Genomic DNA, 17,007 nt, shown 5'->3' with positions numbered 1-17,007 from the left:
ATCACCCGCTTAGCCGATGGTCTTTTCCAGCATGCCGAGCCAGTTGCGATAGGCGATCTTCTCGATCAGCGCGCGCCCGAAGCCGCGAGCCGCGAAAGCGTCGAGCAATCTTGGCAGGCCGGCAACGTCGCCTATCACGGCCGGGATCATGGCGCCGTCGAAATCCGAGCCCAGGCCGACGCCGTCTTCGCCCAGCGCCTGCAGCAGCGAATCGACATGGCGCACCATGATGTCGAGACTGGTGTCGGCGTTCATCCTGCCGTCCTCACGCAGGAACCCGGTGGCGAAATTCAGCCCGACCATGCCGCCGGAGTCGCGGATCGCGCCGAGCTGCCATTCGGTGAGGTTGCGCGAATGGCCGCAGATCGCGTGCACGTTGGAATGGGTCGCGACCAGCGGTGCGTCGCTGATCTCGACGACGTCGCGGAAACCTTTTTCGTTGAGATGCGAAAGATCGATCATGATCTTCAGCTGGTTGCAGGCTTTCACCAGCGCCTTGCCGGCATCGGTCAGCCCCGGCCCTGTATCGGGCGACGACGGGAAACGGAACGGCACGCCGTGGCCGAAGGCATTGGGACGGCTCCAGACGATACCGAGCGAGCGCAGGCCGGCTGCGTGGAGGACATCGAGCAGGGTGAGCTCAGGGTCGATCGCCTCGACCCCTTCGATGTGGAAGACCGCCGCGATCGAGCCTTGCGCCATCGCCTTCCTCACATCGCCGGCGGTGCGGCAGACAGTGAGCGCCGAAGCCCGCTCCAGCCTGAACAGGATCGAGGCCATCGCTATGGTGGAGTTGAGCGCATCGGCGCGCGGAACCTCGGGCGGCATGGGCTCGCTGTCGCTCGGCGCCAGCGGCACCGCGCCGCGCTTGGATTTCTCGACAGGCGGCGGGAAGATCGCGAACATGCCGCCGGCAAATCCGCCTTTCTTCGCGCGCGGCAGGTCGATGTGGCCACTCGGCGTCCCCTCGACGAACAGCTTTTCGACGTCCGCATCCTTCGACTGGTAGAGCCTGAGCAGCGTGTCGTTGTGGCCGTCGAAGACGGGAATGAGATCGGATTCGGTCATGGAGGGCCATTCGGTTGAAGTGGTCGGGCCGCGGAGGGCGAGCCGGTTGTTGCCAATACTTAGGCAAGGCGAGCGCTCTGCGCAAATCCCGCATGTTTGCCTTATGTTTGTACGCCGCCAATGGTCGAAGCGGCACGCGGTAAAGCCGCGCACCCTTTGTCCTGTCATTCATCGAGGGGCAGTCTCTTACCGCTTCAGCACGTCCGCCCATTCCGGATGGCGGCGGAACTGAGCATTGGCGAACGGGCAAAGCGGGATGATCGTCTTGCCCGCCGCACGTGCATCCTCGACGGCACGGGTGACGAGGCGAAGTCCCGCGCCCTGGCCGCGAAATGCATCCGGCACTTCGGTATGGTCGATGATGATCTGGTGCTCGCCGACCTTGGTGAAGGTCATCTCCGCCTCGGCGCCGCTCGGCCCACGCAGGAAGTAGCGGCCCTTCGAGCCGCGGTCCTCCAGCTCGATCTCCGGCAATAGGTCAGACATGGCTTGCGGTCCTTTCATCCGGCGCTACGGCGAACAACTGCCGCGCCGCCTCGATCTCGCTCGGCCGCACCTCATGGCCGCCGTCATGCCACTCGACTGTGACATCGGCACCATCGGCGCGCAAATAGGCTTCAAGCCGCGCCGTCAAATCAGGCGGACAGATCGGGTCTCGCCTGCCGGCGGTGACCAGGATGCGGCTGCCGTCAAGGCTGCCCTTGACCTCCGGCTCGAACGGGATCAGCGGATGCATCAGCACCGTTGAGTCGAACAGCGAGGGTTCGGCAAACAGCACCGAGGCCAGGATGTTGGCGCCGTTGGAATAACCGAGGCCTAGCACCAAAGATGGCTTTGCCGCCTCGACATGTGCCTTGACGAAGCCGGCCATCTTGTCCGTCGCTCGCGTGAGATCGCCCATGTCGTAAACGCCCTCGCCGGTACGGCGAAAGAAGCGTGCGGCGCCTTGTTCCGAGACATCGCCGCGCGGGCCGACGATCGTCGCTTGCGGCGCAAGATCGCGCCCAAGCGACAGAAGCTGATCCTCGTCACCGCCAGTGCCATGGAAGACGAAGAGCAACGGTCCGCCCAGCGAACCGGGCAGCACCTTGTGAATATACGAATCCTTGCTCATAACCCTGCCCTCAGTCTTCCAGTTTCTGCAGATGCTGCTCGAGATAGGGCCGCAAATGCTGGTGTTGCGACGGCAGTTTCAGCGCCTCGCCGAGATGGGCGGTATCCTCGTCGCGGTCGAAGCCCGGCTCGTTGGTGGCGACTTCGAACAGCACGCCCCCCGGTGTGCGGAAGTAGATCGCCCAGAAATAATCGCGGTCGATCACCGGCGTCACCTGATAACCTGTATCGAGGAGTGCCTTGCGCACTTCGATCTGCTTGACGCGGTTCTCGACGGCGAAAGCAACATGGTGGACCGAGCCGGCGCCGAGATTGGCGAAGCCGGCCCCTGGCAGCGATTCGATATGGACGACGTCGGCGCCGTTGCCGTTCTTCACCGCCAGCCGCCTGATGTTGCCGGACTTGTCGACCTCCTCATAACCCATGAATTTCAGCAGCTCTTCGGTGGCGCCGCCATCTTTCAGCCTGAGCGACACCGAGTGAAAGCCGCGGATCGCCACGTCGGTGGGAATGCCACCCTTGGCCCATGGCGCACGGTTGTCCGCTCTGTCTTCGACCAGCGCAAACCCGTCGCCGTCGGGACCGGCGAACGCAAGACGCTTCTCGCCGAACGTCTCCTCATGGGACAGCCCGGTGACGCCTTGGTCGGCAAACCGTTTCTCCCAATAGCCGAGCGTGCCCTCAGGCACCGAGTAAGCGGTGGTGCCGACCTCGCCAACGCCATGGCGGCCCTTGCCGATGTTTGGAAACGGGAAATAGGTCATCACCGAGCCGGGTGTGCCGACCTCGTCGCCGTAATAGAGGTGGTAGACATCGGGTGCGTCGAAATTGACGGTTTTCTTGACCCGCCGCAGACCGAGCGTCCCGGTGAAGAATTCATTGTTCTGGCGCGCATCGCTGGCCATCGAGGTGACGTGATGCAGGCCCTTGACCTGGTCGAGCATGTTTCTGCTCCTTTCCTTGTGCCGGTGCGGCCCTTGCCGCTGTCCACGCAAATATGAGCATCCGCCTCCTGGCCGCAAAGGCGGCAAACACAGAATGGACTGTGCTGTTAAAGTGAACGACGAAGCAGGTTTTGTTCACCATTCGGCAAACTGGACCGGCTTGCATACTCGCCGAAATTGCGCTCCATGAGCGACGCATGTAGCCAGCATGAGGATACAGCGGTTGAGTGGAAAACGCCCCAATATTCTCCTGATCACCTGCGACCAGTGGCGGGGCGACTGCCTGTCAGCTGCTGGCCACAAGGTGGTAAGGACACCGAATGCCGACGCGCTGGCTGCCGAGGGCGTTTTGTTCCAGAAGCACTATGGCGGCGCCGCACCTTGCTCGCCGGCGCGCGCCTGCCTCTACACCGGCCTCTACCAGATGAACAATCGTGTCTGCCGCAACGGCACACCGCTCGACGCCCGCCACGGCAACATAGCCCTCTGGGCACGCGCCCTCGGCTATGATCCGACGCTGTTCGGTTATACCGACATGGCGCGCGACCCGCGCACGCTGGCGCCTGGCGACCCGCAGCTGAAAAGCTATGAAGGCGTGCTGCCCGGCTTCACCGTGCGCCAGCTTCTGCCCGAGCACCAGAAGCCCTGGCTGTCATGGCTCAAGGCGCGCGGCGTCGATGCCGGCGCCGGCTCCCCCGCCATTCACCGCCCGGCGGGCGAAATCCTGGAAAACGACGGCGCGATCAGCAACGGTCCGCCAATCTATTCGAAGGACGAGACGCCGTCGGCCTTCCTGGCCGGCGAATTCATCCGCTGGCTCGGCGAGCAGGAGCGCGATGCCCCGTGGTTCGCGCATCTTTCCTTCATCAGCCCCCACCCGCCCTTCATCGTGCCGGCGCCTTACAACGCCATGTACAATCCGGCCATCGGTCCAGCTTTTGACCGCGCGGAAAGCTGGCAGGCCGAAGCAGCAAGCCACCCTTATCTCGCCTATGAACTTAGCCGGCAGGAACGGTCGAAATTCCGTCCCGGCTCGGAGGGCAAGGTGCGCGACTGGGGCGACGACAATTTTCGCCGCATCCGGGCGCTCTATTACGGCATGATCTCGGAGGTCGACGCGCAGCTTGGCCGTGTCTGGCAAGCGGTCAAGGCGGCCGATGCATGGGACGACACCGTCATCGTGCTGACCTCCGATCACGCCGAGATGATGGGCGATCATTTCATGCTGGGCAAGGGCGGCTTCTTCGACGGCAGCTTCCATATTCCGCTGGTCATTCGCGATCCGCGCCGCCACAAGGCGGCCGGCAGCAGTGTCGACCGCTTCACCGAGGCGGTCGATTTGGCACCCACCTTGGTCGAGCTCACTGGGCTCGAGCTCACTGGCGGCGAAGTCCTGCCGCATCTCGACGGCCGCTCGCTGGCGCCTTTCCTGGACGCAACGGAGCCGGACAATTGGCGCGATGCGGCGCATTGGGAGTTCGATTTCCGCTCGATTGCGGATGGTGATGCAGAACGCTATTTCGGCATCGGTCCGCGTCAGTGCAATCTCGCCGTCATCCGCACCCAAAAGTTCAAATATGTGAATTTCGGCGGCGGCCTGCCGCCCTTGCTCTTCGACCTGGAAAAAGATGCCGGCGAGCTGACCAACGTCGCTGACGACCCAGCCTATCTGCCGGTGCGGTTGGAATTTGCCGAGAAGTTGCTCGCCTGGCGGGCCGAGCATCTCGACCAATCTCTGGCGCTCGCCGAATTGACGGACAATGGCGTTGCCGGCCATGTCGCGGGCTTTCCCTCGACATAAACAAAGCCCGCGCCGTTGCCGGCGCGGGCTTCTCTGTCGGCCTGTGTGCTGCTTAGCGCATGATCATGCGCTGTTTGTCGCGATTTTGCGCATAGCTGGCCTTGTCATAGGGAGCCTGCGCCTCAAGCTGCTCCTTGGTGAAGTTCGTGTAGAGATAGCGCTTGCCGTTCTTGTCGGTCATGAATTTCAGGTTGTCCATGCCGACCGCCACCTCCTTCTCGCCGACGCCAAGGAAGCCGCCAACGTCGATGATGACTGCGTCGACCTTCTTGTCGCTGCCCAGAACGATATCGCCGATCTCGCCGACGTTGACATCGTTGGCGCCATAAACGGTGGTTCCAACCAGATCCTCGGCCCGGATTTCGCCCATCGGCATTTCGGTTAGCGTCGACTTGTCGATCGACCCGGTCTTGGTCTGGTCGGCCGTGGAATTAGCCGGAGGCGCCGCTGCCGGAGCGTTTTGAGCCGTCTTGCCGGCCTGGTCAGCGTTGTTAGTCGTTGCGGTGTTGTCGTTCGGCGCAGTGTTGCTGGCCATCACGGTGGGCGTGACGGTAGCAGGCGCATTGGCATCGTTCGACGCAGTGGTTGCCGGCGCCGGATCATAGGCCTTGCGGTTGAAGTCTGGCTGCGCCTGCAGCTCTTCCTTGGTCGTTTGCGCGACCAGCCAGCGATCGCCGTTCCTCTCGGCCCACTGCGCCTTGTCGAAGTCATAGGCGACGTTCTTTTCGCCGATGCCGAGGAAGCCGCCGACACCGATGATCAGCGATTGCGCCTTGGCTTCCTTGTTGATGACGATGTCGTTCACGTCACCGATGTTTTGGGCGTCGTCGCCGGTGCCGTTATAGACGGTCTCGCCGATGATATTGGTGGCGAGATTGCCTTCGGCGCGCTTCACTGGCTCAGCCGGCGCGGCAGGCGCCGGGGTTGTATTTTGCGCGCTGGTGGAAGGGGCGGCAGGCGCCGCATTATCCGCCGAAGCTGGTGGCGGAGTCGGATCGTAAGGCCTCCGGTCGAAATCCGGCTGAGCCGTCAACTCATCCTTCGTCGTTTGCGCTATCAGCCAACGGTCGCCATTTCTTTCGGCCCATTGCATCTTCTTGTAGTCGAAAACGACGTTCTTGGTTCCTATGCCAAGAAAACCGCCAACGCCGATGACGACGGATTTTACCTCGCCGCGCTCGTCGAAGACGACATCGGTGATCTTGCCGATATTCTCTGCATTGTCGCCGGTGCCGTTATAGACCGACTCGCCGATGATATTGGTGACAAGGCTGCCCTCGGCGCGTTGCACCGGAGCGGCTGGAGCGGAATTCTCTACGGCGGGTGGTTGCGCCGGCGCCGGGGTCGTCGCCGACTGCGCAAATGCACCCGTCGCAATCAATGTTGCGACTGCTGTCGTGGTTAAAAGGGTGCGGATCATCTTAGTGTCTCCTCGTCGGTGATTTCGTGCACGCCGTACCCGCCTGGCGTCACTGCGGGCGCAGCGTCTTCTGCATGTTCACAACGTTGTGACCACACTGTTGTTCCGAAAAAAGCCGTGGTGCACCCGGTGCGATGTCAATGGTTCTCGGATTCGCCGCGTTGGTCGAAAGGAACATTTTCTCGGCCGCCCCGTTCCACTCCCGGCTGGGGCTCCGTCCCGGCCCGATAGGTGCTGGAAAATGGAACGGCCATGCGGTTTGCAGCGGTGCTGAACAAGGACGGGGGCACCCTGCGCACCATCGATCTTGAGGCCTTCGCCAGTCGGATGCGCAGCACCCTTGAGAGTGCCGGCCACTCGATTGATATCGAAATCGTCGCCGGCAAGGATATCGTCGCCACGCTGGACGGCGTAGCTTCCAGGCGCGGCATCGACGTCCTGCTGGCTGGCGGCGGCGACGGCACCATTTCGGCCGCGGCAGCCCGTTTGATGAATGGGGAGAAGGCGCTGGCAATTCTGCCGGCTGGCACAATGAACCTTTTTGCGCGCGGCCTCGGTATCCCGCAGACCCTCGATGCGGCACTGAAATCGTTTGCCGACGGCGAGGTGATGGCAATTGACATTGCAACAGCCAACGGCCGGCCTTTCGTACATCAATTCTCGATCGGCATGCACGCCAAGATGGTGCAACTGCGCCAGAAGATGGAATTCGGCTCGCGGCTGGGGAAGATGCGTGCCTCGGTGCGGGCCGCTTGGGCAACGATCAACAACCCGCCGGCCATGAACGTAACGCTGACGGTCGGTGAGGCCGAGATCAGAACGCGGATCACCGGCATCGGCATCACCAACAATCTGTTCGGCGAGGGCCACCTGCCCTATGCCGATAATCCGGCAGGCGGCGTGCTGGGCATCTATGTCACCGTGGCAAGGCGGCGCGGCGAATTGATCAGGTTCCTCTTTGACGTCGCCCGTGGGAAATGGCGCGGCAACGAGCATGTCGAAATCCATCAGGCAAACCGCGCCGTTTTGAAAATCCATTCGACTAACAGGAAAGTTCAGGCCGTCATGGACGGCGAACTGGTAAAGCTCGATCGCGAGACGACCGTCGAAATCCATCCGCGCGCGTTGAATGTTCTCGTCCCGGCGCGCGCTGTCGAGGCAAAGGTTGCCTGACGTGGGATGCGTGATGTGGGGTTGCGTGATGCAAACTGGCGCGAGCGATGGAGAGAACCTAGCCGCTGGGCGTGTTGCCCTGTTCGGTCTTCGGCGTCTCGATCATCCAGCCGTAGATTTCGGCGACGCCCCAGGCGATAAAAGCCAGCAACAGCGCGGCGATCAGGATACGAAGGACATGCCGACCCCGCCGCCCTTGACGGGCTTTGTTTTCAGGAATGGTTTTTGGCATTGTCTGGCTCCATATTTGGCGCCGGCAGGCGTAACTGGCGGGGCGTTGGCTGGTAACGGTCCCCCGCCGCGAAAGTTCCGGCACTGCAAGGCGGCAGACGGGCCGGTTGGCCTGACCAATCAGCGGAGCCGGCCACCGGGGGCATAGTGGACGACAATAGCCAGAACACGCCGGGCCTGCCGGCCGATATTCGCCGTGTGGTGGGCGCCGCGGACCGTCTTGCCGTGCTGCACGGCCTCGACACGCTGGACGGGGCTGCCGACCCTGATTTCGATCGTATCGGCGGTCTTGCCGCTTCGGCGATGCAAACGTCTGTCGCACTGATCACGCTGGTCGATGCCGAGCGGCAGTGGTTCAAGTCCTGTATCGGCCTCGACGAGACCGAAATCGCAACCGAGACATCGTTCTGCGCCTATACCATCGCAGCCGGCGACGTGCCGATGGTGGTGGCCGACGCGGCGGCGGATCCGCGGTTCAAAGCCAATCCGCTGGTCACCGGCGAGCATCATATCCGCTTTTACGCAGGCGTGCCCATCGTAGTCGACGGCGCGCTGATCGGCACGCTGTGCGTGCTCGACCGGAAGCCGCACGCACGTCCCTCCTCTGTCCAGCTCGACCAGCTGTCGGCGCTGGCCGGCCTCGCCGCCAGCCTGTTCACGCTGAAGGATGCAACCCGCAGTGCGGCGATTGCCAAGGCAGCACTGGTTCGAGAGGAAAAGCGGCGCGCTATCGCGCTCGACGCGGCTTCGCTTGCCAGCTGGGCATGGGATATCCGCAGCGATATGATCGACTGCGATGTCCTGCTGTCCGAATTGTTCAACCTGCCGAAGTCGAACAGGCTGAGGGCGCGCGACATCCTGACCGCCATCGACCCGCGCGACGTTCACCAGACCGAAACACGCTTTCGCGACGCGCTGACCGGCAGCGACGATTATTTTGGCGAATACCGTGTCAAAGGCCTCGATCCGCCGCGATGGATCGCAACACGCGGCCGCGTCATAGAACGCGACGGCGATGGCAAGCCGACGCTGATCTTCGGCGTCAACTACGACATTACCGAACGCAAGCTTGGCGACGAACGTCAACGACTGTTGCTGCGCGAGCTCAATCACCGCGTCAAGAACACTTTGGCAACCGTACAGGCGCTGGCGACGCAGACCGTTCGCCATGCCCGCCAGCCAAGCGAATTCCTCGAAGCCTTCAGCGCCAGGCTGCAGGCACTGGGCGTTGCGCACAGCCTGCTGTCGGACCGCGAGTGGCGCGGCATCGGCATCCGCGAGCTGGTGGAGATCGAGCTAAAGCCGTTCCAAGCCGCCGGACAATCGCGCATGGCGATCTCCGGCGCCGATGTCCTGCTCTCACCCGACCAGGCAGTCGGGCTCGGGCTGATCCTGCATGAACTGGCAAGCAATGCACTGCAATACGGGTCGCTCTCGGTTTCCTCCGGAAAGGTCGATCTCGATTGGAGGGTACAAGGCAGGAAGGGCGCACGCCGTCTGTTGCTGGCCTGGCGCGAAAGCGGCGGCCCGCGGGTTGCGCCGCCCGAACGCCATGGCTTCGGCTCGATCCTGATCCGCCGCAGCCTGGCCAAGGTCATTTCCAGCGAGGTGATCCATGAATTCCGGCCGGACGGCGTGGTCGCGGAAATATCGATTCCGCTCGAAGATTTGTGATTTTGCGACCGGCGCCAGAATCGTTTGCCCCGAACTATCCCCTCCGAACTATTCACGTTTGCCGGTATCCGGATCATCGGAGCCGCGCTTCACGTTCTCGCGGTAGATGGCGTAGGCAGCGAGTGCTATCGCCGGGCCGAGAATCGCGCTCAGTCTGGCCTTTCCCGGGCCATCTTTGCCCTTGAGCAGCGCCGGCAGCACGGCGAGTGCCGCAGTGATGCCGATAGCCTTCATGTCAGCGTTGCGTCGCTTCGCCCGGCGCCTGGCGCGCGAGCCGGCCGACATCCGGTAGACGAGCAGGATGAGACCGGCGATTGCGAGAAAGCCGATCCCGAAGCTCAGGGAAGCTGCCATCGGCCCATAGCGGGCCGCCGTCCAGATATAGGCCGCCCCGACCAGGAAGCCGAGGCCGCACAGCGCTACGACCGCTGCGACCGAATAGACAATTGCAGCCACACGCGCGCGTTGCACCGCCGCAATGGTTTCGCCCGAGGCGAGGCCCGAGATCAGCGATGCAAGCATTCCCATGCGTGCAGAACTAGCGGCGCGCGAGAAGCGCGAAGAGGAACCCGACGCCGGCGGCGATCGCCAGCGACGTCACCGGCTTCTCGCGCATATGCGCTATCATCTGCGCCTCGATGTCCCTGGCGTTGCTGCGCAGGCTGTCGAAGGCTGCCTCGCCCTGGGTTCGCAACTGCTCGACGCTTTCGGCGGCGGCTCGCCGCGCTGCCCCGTAGCCATGTTCGCCAGTTTTGGCCAACAGCTTGGTAAGTTGGTCGATGTCGGCCTTCAGTTGTGCGATGTCGGCCTCAATATCGGAATTCGTGCGGGCTTCGTTCGCGGCCTTTCCTGCGGCAGTCGCCATTGCTTCACTCTCCATGCTTTTGCTCGGTCGAAACGCCCGACAGACCCCAAGGTTCCGGCACGAACCTCTTCTAACCCTATCTCCGGCAGCGCGCGTTGCAAATGCCTTGCATGGGCCGAGGCCGACGCATCCGCGCCAGCGCGTCTTTTTTAAATGACAGCATGCCAAATAACGATCATGACTTCCCCCGTTTCACGATCGAGACGAATTTAAGGAGATATTGCTGCGTGCGCGCATCACTCGACGGTTTGCGGATTCTTATCCTGGAAGATGAGTTCCTGATTGCCATGGATATCGAGCAGCTTTGCCGCGACTACGGCGCGCTCAATGTGGTCATCGCCCGTGATCTGACTGAGATCGAACAGCAAGACGTTGCCGCGCAGTTCGATGTGGCCATCGTCGACCTCATGCTGAGCGGCGTTTCGACGCTCCAATTTGCTTCGCGGCTGCGTGAAGCGGGCATCCCGTTCGTCTTTGCCTCGGGCTATTCGGATACGGACGAGATCAAGAAATCCTTTCCCGGCGTCAGACTGGTCACCAAGCCCTATTCGGGAGACGATCTCGTCGAGGCAGTGGCGGCGGCCTGCAGGCGAACGCCTCTCCGCTGAGGCGCGGAGCGGTTCGAACACGCCGCGCTTCACGCAGCCGTCGACCCGGTTACCTGAGCCGAAATTGCGTCCGGGCCATACTCGTCTTCACCGGAGATCTTCAGAATTTCCTGCAGCCGTGTGCGGGCGCGGCTGACGCGGCTCTTGATCGTTCCGACGGCGCAGCCGCAGATCTCGGCCGCTTCCTCGTAGGAGAAGCCCGACGCGCCGATGAGGATAATGGCTTCGCGCTGGTCTTCTGGCAGCAATTCGAGCGCGCCGCGAAAGTCCTCGAGGTCAAGTTGGCCGTGCTGGGCCGGGTGAACGGCAAGCCTGGCCGTCATGACGCCATCGCTGTCCTGCACCTCGCGGCCGCGCTTGCGCATCTGCGAATAGAATTCGTTGCGCAAGATCGTGAACAGCCATGCCTTCAGATTGGTGCCGGGCTGGAAGCTTTCATGCTTGTCCCATGCCTTGACCAATGTTTCCTGCACCAGGTCGTCGGCCTTGTCGGCGTTTTGCGTCAGCGACACGGCAAAAGCCCGCAGGCTCGGGATCGAGCCGAGCAAGTCGGTCTTGAAGCCCTGGGAGACGGCCGCCATGCCTCAGTCCTTCTTTTGTACAGGTTCGGCTTTTTCCAACTGGCTGAGCAGTTGGGCGAAGCGATCCGGCACATTGTCGGAGACCAGCTCGTCGTAGTATTGTTTGAGTTTGCGGCCGATTTCCGAGTTCGGCCCAAGCGGGTCGCGGGAAGCAGCCCGGCGCCCGTTGCCAACGCCACCCATGGTAGCTTTCGTCATGTTCTTCATTTCGCCCTTTTGTCCCAGCCTTAAGCCGCCCTTCAACACATAACGCAAGGCAAGCGGCAGCCTCGTCTGGTTGCCCAACCCGCCCCTAAACGCCAGCCCATATATTTAGTTCCGCATGATCGGAACTTTTTCGCAGAACCCGCGTTTTCAACTCTGGGCTTGCGAACCGTTTTTTAGCTGTAACATGCAATCACGTCATATGAGGGAGACGTCCAATATGAGCCTATCAGCAACCATCGCTCCGCACCTGCCGTTCCTGCGTCGCTTCTCGCGCGCAGTATCCGGATCGCAGGAGAGCGGCGACGCGCTGGTCGCCGCAATGCTCGAGGCCATCATTGCCGATGTCGACATCTTTCCGAACGCATCGAACGACCGCATCGCGCTCTACAAGGTCTTTGCCAAGCTCTTCACCTCAGTGGCCATTCGCGTTCCGCAGGAGCATGCCCAGTCGGCATGGGAACAGCGTGCCGCGGCCAATCTGAATGCAATTGCGCCTCGCCCCCGCCAAGCCTTTCTGCTGGTGGCGGTCGAAGGCTTCAGCGAAGACGAGGCGGCGGAGATTCTCGACGTCGACGAACAGGAATTCTCCGAACTCCTCGCGCAGGCGAGCAACGAGATCTCCCGTCAGGTGGCAACCGACGTGCTGATCATCGAGGATGAGCCGCTGATCGCCATGGACATCGAGGAAATGGTCGAAAGCCTCGGCCACCGCGTCGTCGGAACGGCGCGCACCCACGCCGAGGCGGTGGCGATGTTCGGCAAGGCGCGGCCAAAGATGGTGCTTGCCGATATCCAGCTTGCCGACGGAAGTTCGGGCATAGCGGCCGTGAATGAGATCCTGTCGTCGACCTCGGTACCGGTGATCTTCATCACCGCCTTTCCCGAGCGCCTGCTCACCGGCGAGCGGCCGGAACCGGCATTCCTGGTTACCAAGCCGTTCAATCCGGACATGGTCAAGGCTCTTATCAGCCAGGCCCTGTTCTTTGACCGGCACGCGAAAGCCGCGGCATGAAACAGCGGGCGGCCGAACTGCGGCCGCCGAGACAGCCGCTCCCCAGGATCAGAGGGGAGTGACGCCGGCTCAATTCACTGGCAACCAACTGGGGCAACCAACTGGACCTTTCCACACACCGCGGCAATTCGGGCCCTGAAGATTTTCAGCATCGTCTTTTTCGGAAAATGGTGGAACAAACGGAGGCGAATCACGTTTTCACCGCAGCATTGGAAGGAGATCGATCATGCTTTACTGGGCGCTCGTATTTCTCGTCGTGGCGATCATCGCCGGTGCGCTTGGTTTCGGCGGCATCGCTGGCACCTCGGCCGGCATAGCGCAGATATTGTTCTTCATCTTTCTCGCCTTCCTGATCATATCGCTTATTGCCGGCCTGATCAGACGAGCGTGAATGCCAAGCGGCCATTCAAGCGAACACTGGAAGCCGCACCCCTCAAACGGTTTCCAGCCACCGCCGGGCAGTGTCCTCCAACGGGATGCCGCTCGGCGGACCGCTTTTTAAGGTTTGATACGAACCTCCTCCTTTTGGAACCCATTTTTCCGCGAACCGTTCAGCCCGACATGGGTTGAGCAAATTGACCGATGCGTTCCAGAGTCGGAAAAATGAAAGACCGCGGCCAGAGTGATGAGATCATCGCTTTGCATCCCGCCGAAAGCGGGATGCAGCTTGGTCGGGCCCTTCTCCATGCACTGCACAATGCCGGGATTTCCGTCCTGTACCAGGATCGCGAGATGAAGACGGTGTGGGCGCGCAACATGCGCGCGCCCTGGACTTCCGATGCCTCCGACAACAACGGCATCTTGCCGCCGGCGCAGGCAGAGCGTATCGGCGCCGCCAAGCACGACGTCATCGTCTCCGGCAATCCTCAACATCTTGAGCTCAGTGTGCCGGCCGATGACGGCGCCCGCTGGTTTCAGGTGTGGATAGACGCCGACCGCAGCGAGACCGGCGCGGTGCAGGGCGTCGTGACCACCATGGTCGAAACAACCGAGCAGAAACGCCGGGAGCAGACGTTGAAGGCGCTGCTGCGCGAAGTCAGTCATCGCTCCAAGAACCTTTTGGCCATCATCCAGAGCATCGCCACCCAGACGGGCCGTTATTCCGGCAGCATTGACGATTTCCTGACGCGCTTCCGGGGCCGATTGCAGTCGCTGGCCTCCTCGCAGGATTTGGTTACGTCATCCAACTGGCGGGGAGCGGCGCTGCGCGAGCTGGTTTCCGGTCAGGTCGGCAGGTACGGCGCGGATCCCTTGCACAGCCTACGTTTCCGCGGCGCAAATCCATATCTCAACCCCAATGCCGCCTTGCACATCGGCTTGGCCATGCATGAGCTCGCCGTCAATTCGGTCAGCTATGGCGCACTGTCGCGCAGCGACGGTTTCGTCGAGGTGACGGCCGATCTGACGGCAGCTTCCGCTGGCGAGCCTGCGCTGTCGCTGACATGGGCCGAAGTGATCGGAGCCAACGACAATCAGCGCAGTGAGAAGCGTTTTGGCAGCGTCGCGCTCGAACGCGTCGTGCCCACTTCATTGAATGGAACGGCGACCCTTGAGATCACCGGGAACCGCCTCGAATACCGCCTTGTCGTTCCTCACGGTAATTTCGAGACGGATTAACGAGCGGCGGTCGCCGCGCGAAGGCTTGCTGCGCATCGCCATCTTTAACCGACTGTTCACCATAAAGTCCGATCCTGTGCGAACGTGCCGATCCGCCGGATTGAGTTTGGCACAAAGTGAAGGGATGGGCGTTGACGGCTGCAGACGTGAACAGACTGGAACAGGCCGCTCGCGTCTCGATGGGCGGTTTTCAGGATCCCGACGCGCCCGCAACGCCCGCGCCTCGTGCTTCGCCCCTGCGCTTCGCCGCCGTCGCGCTTATGGCCGCGATCGTCCTGACCGCCGCGTCCCAACTGATCTGAATCGAACTCGCCTCTGCTTGATCGCTTTGAAACCACTGCCCGAGTGCTCGGCCGTGCCCGTTCGCGGTCGCTGACCTGCAGGGCCAGGCCCAACATGTCGGCGCCAGATGCCTTGCCGTCGATCCGGCGCTCGAGAACGACCATGACAGGATCGTCTGGAACGTGCGCCCCAACGGCACGCTCGATGCGTCCTTGGAGATTTCCGGGTTCGTGGTAGCATCGAACGGCGCACGCCCCGAAAAAGACTATCTTAATCAACAATGAAATCGTGCGGGCAAAGGCCGTACTTTCATGCTAAATGGCGGCTGGAGCTTATTAAAGTGAGGACAAAAGTGAGGATGACTCCATGCGGAAGATGATTATTGCCATGGTTGCCGTGGTTGCGGTCAGCGGCTGCACCACCACGGAAGAGAACGTGGGTATCGGCACTGTGGGCGGCGCGCTCATTGGTGGCGCTGTCGGCGGCGGCAAGGGCGCTTTGATCGGCGCCGGCGCTGGTGCGATTGGCGGTCTGCTCGTTCGCCGGCTGCAAAATGGCTACTGCCAATACAGAGATCGTCACGGCCGGATTTACACAGCTCGCTGCAACTAGTTTCGAGCTCCAGGCGAACAGCAAACGCGGAGGCAGGCCACCTGTCTCCGCGTTTGCTCTTTAAAGCGCTGTTGCGATGCGGCCCACGAGACGGCGTTTCAGGCCGGCAGCGGAACCTTGATTTCCACGTTCAAGCCATCTTCGCGAAAATCGCGCCTGATTGTGCCACGCAATTCGCGCGTGACGTTGAGATCGATCAGTCTGGTGCCAAAACCACTCTTTGCCGGTCTCTCAAGCTTCTTCTGACCGGCCTCGCGCCAGTTGAGAGCCAATGTCCGGGTGCCGCTACGGGCTTCGAGCGACCAGTCGACCTTCAGCGCACCGACTGAATTGCCGGCTTCGCCATGCTTCAGCGCATTCGTCGCCAGTTCGTGAAAGACGAGGCCGAGTGCCTGCGTCGTCTTTTCATCGAGAAGAATCTGCGGTCCCGACAGCAGCCCTTCAGGAAGCTCGCTGCCGAACACCTGGCCTAGCTCGATGCGCAGCAGGTCGCCGAGATCGGCTTTCTGCCAGCGTGAGCGCGTCAGCATGTCCTGGGAAGCCGCCATCGCCTGCAGCCGGGCCGAGAAAGAAGCCGAGAATTCCTGGACGTCGGTGGTGTGCGATGCTGTCTGGCGCGCGATTGCCAGCACCCGCGTGATCGAGTTCTTGATGCGATGCTTCATCTCCTGCAGCATCAGGTCTTTTTCCAGCAGGCTCTTTTCGGTCGTTTCGTGAAGCAGCGAGACCGCCTCATAGGCCCGCTCCTGATAGCGGGCCACCAGCGCGATGGCGCCCGCAAGCAGCAGTCCGAACAATCCGAGCATCACCGGGATGGCGCGCGAGGAAGGTTGCGAGAAAGCACTTGTCGGCCTGAACAGGACGACCCACGGCCGGCCGGCGACGGTGACCTTGCGGGTGACCAGCAGCCTGTCGCCGAGGCTCGAAACAGGCGGCGTTTCCGATTGGAACAGCAGGTTGTCGCTGTCCACCGTGCCGTCATAGATCTCGGTGTTGACCGGCAGCAATGGTGCCCGGCTGAGCGCAGCCTGGAACAGATCACGGGCGCGGAAGGCCGCATAAAGGAAGCCGGCAGTCGAGGATCTCGTCGCGTTCACGGCGTCCGGCGCGGTTTCGACATTGAGCCGGACGAAGACGAGGAACCCGGTAAAGGTCTGCGCGGCACCCGTATCCTTGCCGAACTGCACGAGCCCGCTGGCGTGCTGCTGGTCGTCGGCCATCGCCTTTTCGATCGCCTCGCGCCGCGCCGGCCCGGTGAACATGTCGTAGCCGATGCTGGATTTGTTGGACGGATCCAGCGGTTCGAACAGCACGATGGGCGTACGCCACGGTAAGTTCGTGTCGGGATAGATCGGATGGCTTGCGCCGTGATCGTGCAGGATGTCGCGCTCGACCGCCGCCTCGTTGCCAGTTTTCGCCAGGCGGAGGAAACCGATGCCGCGCAGGCCGGCGAAATTATTGTCGACGTCGAGCGCGTTGAAGAAAGCCTTGAACTCGCCCTGCGAGATACCGCCATTGCGTGCGTCGAACAGCGCCCGGGTCGAACGCAGCAGCGACAGGTCCAGGTCGATGCGGCTTTCGATCCGGTTAAGCGCGTCGTCTGCCGTCGCCTCGAATTTAATGCGGGCCGCCTCCTGGGTGGCAAAATAGGCAAAACCCGCCATCGTCAGGCTGATCAGCGCGACGGCGATAAAAGCGACGGTCGGAAAAAGCTTCTTCAATTGCTGATACGTCCCGTGGACGGTTCGGCATCTTTATGGGCAAGTCCTGACGCCAACACAATGGCGAGGCCAAAGCAT

Annotated in this window: 20 protein-coding genes; 9 read left to right on the top strand and 11 right to left on the bottom strand. The window is 62.0% G+C overall.

Going from position 1 to position 17,007, the window contains the following annotated elements; translation table 11 throughout:
• Positions 1 to 9 precede the first annotated feature (9 nt).
• The 4 genes from NKH04_RS03525 to NKH04_RS03510 all read right to left on the bottom strand — a co-directional run bounded on the left by NKH04_RS03525 (position 10) and on the right by NKH04_RS03510 (position 3,125).
• Positions 10 to 1,068, bottom strand: a complete 1,059-nt coding sequence (locus NKH04_RS03525) for a dipeptidase (RefSeq protein WP_352500772.1) — start codon at positions 1,066 to 1,068, stop codon at positions 10 to 12.
• A 186-nt stretch (positions 1,069 to 1,254) separates the two neighbouring features.
• Entirely contained in the window at positions 1,255 to 1,554 is a 300-nt protein-coding gene (locus NKH04_RS03520) for a GNAT family N-acetyltransferase (protein WP_352451160.1), read from the bottom strand.
• Positions 1,547 to 2,182: an alpha/beta hydrolase gene (locus tag NKH04_RS03515; protein ID WP_352821307.1), complete on the bottom strand. Its 636-nt coding sequence runs from the start codon at positions 2,180 to 2,182 to the stop codon at positions 1,547 to 1,549. Before NKH04_RS03515 ends, NKH04_RS03520 begins: the two co-directional genes overlap by 8 nt.
• 10 nt (positions 2,183 to 2,192) lie before the next feature.
• Positions 2,193 to 3,125 carry a VOC family protein gene (locus tag NKH04_RS03510; RefSeq protein WP_352831431.1) on the bottom strand — a complete coding sequence of 311 codons (933 nt, stop codon included), beginning with the start codon at positions 3,123 to 3,125 and terminating at the stop codon, positions 2,193 to 2,195.
• A 208-nt stretch (positions 3,126 to 3,333) separates the two neighbouring features.
• Between NKH04_RS03510 and NKH04_RS03505 the strand changes: the two genes are divergently transcribed.
• Complete coding sequence (locus NKH04_RS03505) at positions 3,334 to 4,926, top strand: alkaline phosphatase family protein (RefSeq protein ID WP_352831429.1); 1,593 nt, start codon at positions 3,334 to 3,336, stop codon at positions 4,924 to 4,926.
• Positions 4,927 to 4,978: 52 nt separating this feature from the next.
• On the opposite strand, the gene NKH04_RS03500 is transcribed toward NKH04_RS03505, so the two are convergent.
• Positions 4,979 to 6,346 (bottom strand): PRC-barrel domain-containing protein, encoded by a 1,368-nt coding sequence (locus NKH04_RS03500; protein WP_352540232.1) that lies wholly within the window; start codon positions 6,344 to 6,346, stop codon positions 4,979 to 4,981.
• A 252-nt stretch (positions 6,347 to 6,598) separates the two neighbouring features.
• Here NKH04_RS03500 and NKH04_RS03495 point away from each other — a divergent pair, with 252 nt between their 5' ends.
• The gene (locus NKH04_RS03495) at positions 6,599 to 7,519 is read left to right on the top strand and encodes a diacylglycerol/lipid kinase family protein (protein WP_352821302.1); all 921 of its coding nucleotides are present in this window, start codon (positions 6,599 to 6,601) and stop codon (positions 7,517 to 7,519) included.
• A 58-nt stretch (positions 7,520 to 7,577) separates the two neighbouring features.
• Here the strand turns inward: NKH04_RS03495 and NKH04_RS03490 are convergent, their stop codons facing one another.
• Complete coding sequence (locus NKH04_RS03490) at positions 7,578 to 7,751, bottom strand: hypothetical protein (RefSeq protein ID WP_292659198.1); 174 nt, start codon at positions 7,749 to 7,751, stop codon at positions 7,578 to 7,580.
• 146 nt (positions 7,752 to 7,897) lie between these two features.
• Here NKH04_RS03490 and NKH04_RS03485 point away from each other — a divergent pair, with 146 nt between their 5' ends.
• A complete protein-coding gene (locus NKH04_RS03485) occupies positions 7,898 to 9,424 on the top strand; it encodes a sensor histidine kinase (RefSeq protein ID WP_352613535.1) in 1,527 nt (508 codons plus the stop codon).
• Positions 9,425 to 9,472: 48 nt separating this feature from the next.
• On the opposite strand, the gene NKH04_RS03480 is transcribed toward NKH04_RS03485, so the two are convergent.
• Positions 9,473 to 9,952, bottom strand: a complete 480-nt coding sequence (locus NKH04_RS03480) for a hypothetical protein (RefSeq protein ID WP_352540234.1) — start codon at positions 9,950 to 9,952, stop codon at positions 9,473 to 9,475.
• Positions 9,953 to 9,962: 10 nt separating this feature from the next.
• On the bottom strand, positions 9,963 to 10,289 hold the full coding sequence (locus NKH04_RS03475; protein WP_023678546.1) for an ElaB/YgaM/YqjD family protein: 327 nt from the start codon (positions 10,287 to 10,289) through the stop codon (positions 9,963 to 9,965).
• Positions 10,290 to 10,399: 110 nt separating this feature from the next.
• On the opposite strand from NKH04_RS03475, the gene NKH04_RS03470 reads away from it, so the two are divergent.
• Complete coding sequence (locus NKH04_RS03470; RefSeq protein WP_352821300.1) at positions 10,400 to 10,897, top strand: response regulator; 498 nt, start codon at positions 10,400 to 10,402, stop codon at positions 10,895 to 10,897.
• A 29-nt stretch (positions 10,898 to 10,926) separates the two neighbouring features.
• On the opposite strand, the gene NKH04_RS03465 is transcribed toward NKH04_RS03470, so the two are convergent.
• Entirely contained in the window at positions 10,927 to 11,478 is a 552-nt protein-coding gene (locus NKH04_RS03465) for a sigma-70 family RNA polymerase sigma factor (RefSeq protein WP_023678544.1), read from the bottom strand.
• 3 nt (positions 11,479 to 11,481) lie between these two features.
• Entirely contained in the window at positions 11,482 to 11,685 is a 204-nt protein-coding gene (locus NKH04_RS03460; RefSeq protein WP_023678543.1) for a NepR family anti-sigma factor, read from the bottom strand.
• A gap of 217 nt (positions 11,686 to 11,902) precedes the next feature.
• Here NKH04_RS03460 and NKH04_RS03455 point away from each other — a divergent pair, with 217 nt between their 5' ends.
• The 5 genes from NKH04_RS03455 to NKH04_RS03435 all read left to right on the top strand — a co-directional run bounded on the left by NKH04_RS03455 (position 11,903) and on the right by NKH04_RS03435 (position 15,208).
• A complete protein-coding gene (locus NKH04_RS03455) occupies positions 11,903 to 12,697 on the top strand; it encodes a response regulator (protein ID WP_352471123.1) in 795 nt (264 codons plus the stop codon).
• A gap of 226 nt (positions 12,698 to 12,923) precedes the next feature.
• On the top strand, positions 12,924 to 13,088 hold the full coding sequence (locus NKH04_RS03450) for a DUF1328 domain-containing protein (RefSeq protein ID WP_023678541.1): 165 nt from the start codon (positions 12,924 to 12,926) through the stop codon (positions 13,086 to 13,088).
• Between the two features lie 191 nt (positions 13,089 to 13,279).
• Positions 13,280 to 14,314 carry a sensor histidine kinase gene (locus NKH04_RS03445; protein ID WP_352451150.1) on the top strand — a complete coding sequence of 345 codons (1,035 nt, stop codon included), beginning with the start codon at positions 13,280 to 13,282 and terminating at the stop codon, positions 14,312 to 14,314.
• A gap of 131 nt (positions 14,315 to 14,445) precedes the next feature.
• On the top strand, positions 14,446 to 14,616 hold the full coding sequence (locus tag NKH04_RS03440) for a hypothetical protein (protein ID WP_352685923.1): 171 nt from the start codon (positions 14,446 to 14,448) through the stop codon (positions 14,614 to 14,616).
• Positions 14,617 to 14,962: 346 nt separating this feature from the next.
• A complete protein-coding gene (locus tag NKH04_RS03435) occupies positions 14,963 to 15,208 on the top strand; it encodes a YMGG-like glycine zipper-containing protein (protein WP_006328050.1) in 246 nt (81 codons plus the stop codon).
• 98 nt (positions 15,209 to 15,306) lie between these two features.
• Here NKH04_RS03435 and NKH04_RS03430 read toward each other — a convergent pair whose 3' ends face one another.
• Positions 15,307 to 16,929 (bottom strand): CHASE domain-containing protein, encoded by a 1,623-nt coding sequence (locus tag NKH04_RS03430; protein WP_352821298.1) that lies wholly within the window; start codon positions 16,927 to 16,929, stop codon positions 15,307 to 15,309.
• Positions 16,930 to 17,007 lie beyond the last annotated feature (78 nt).

It is taken from the genome of Mesorhizobium sp. M1365 (genome assembly GCF_040317865.1).
Taxonomy (GTDB): Bacteria; Pseudomonadota; Alphaproteobacteria; order Rhizobiales; family Rhizobiaceae; genus Mesorhizobium.
This window is presented reverse-complemented; position numbering and strand designations above follow the sequence as displayed.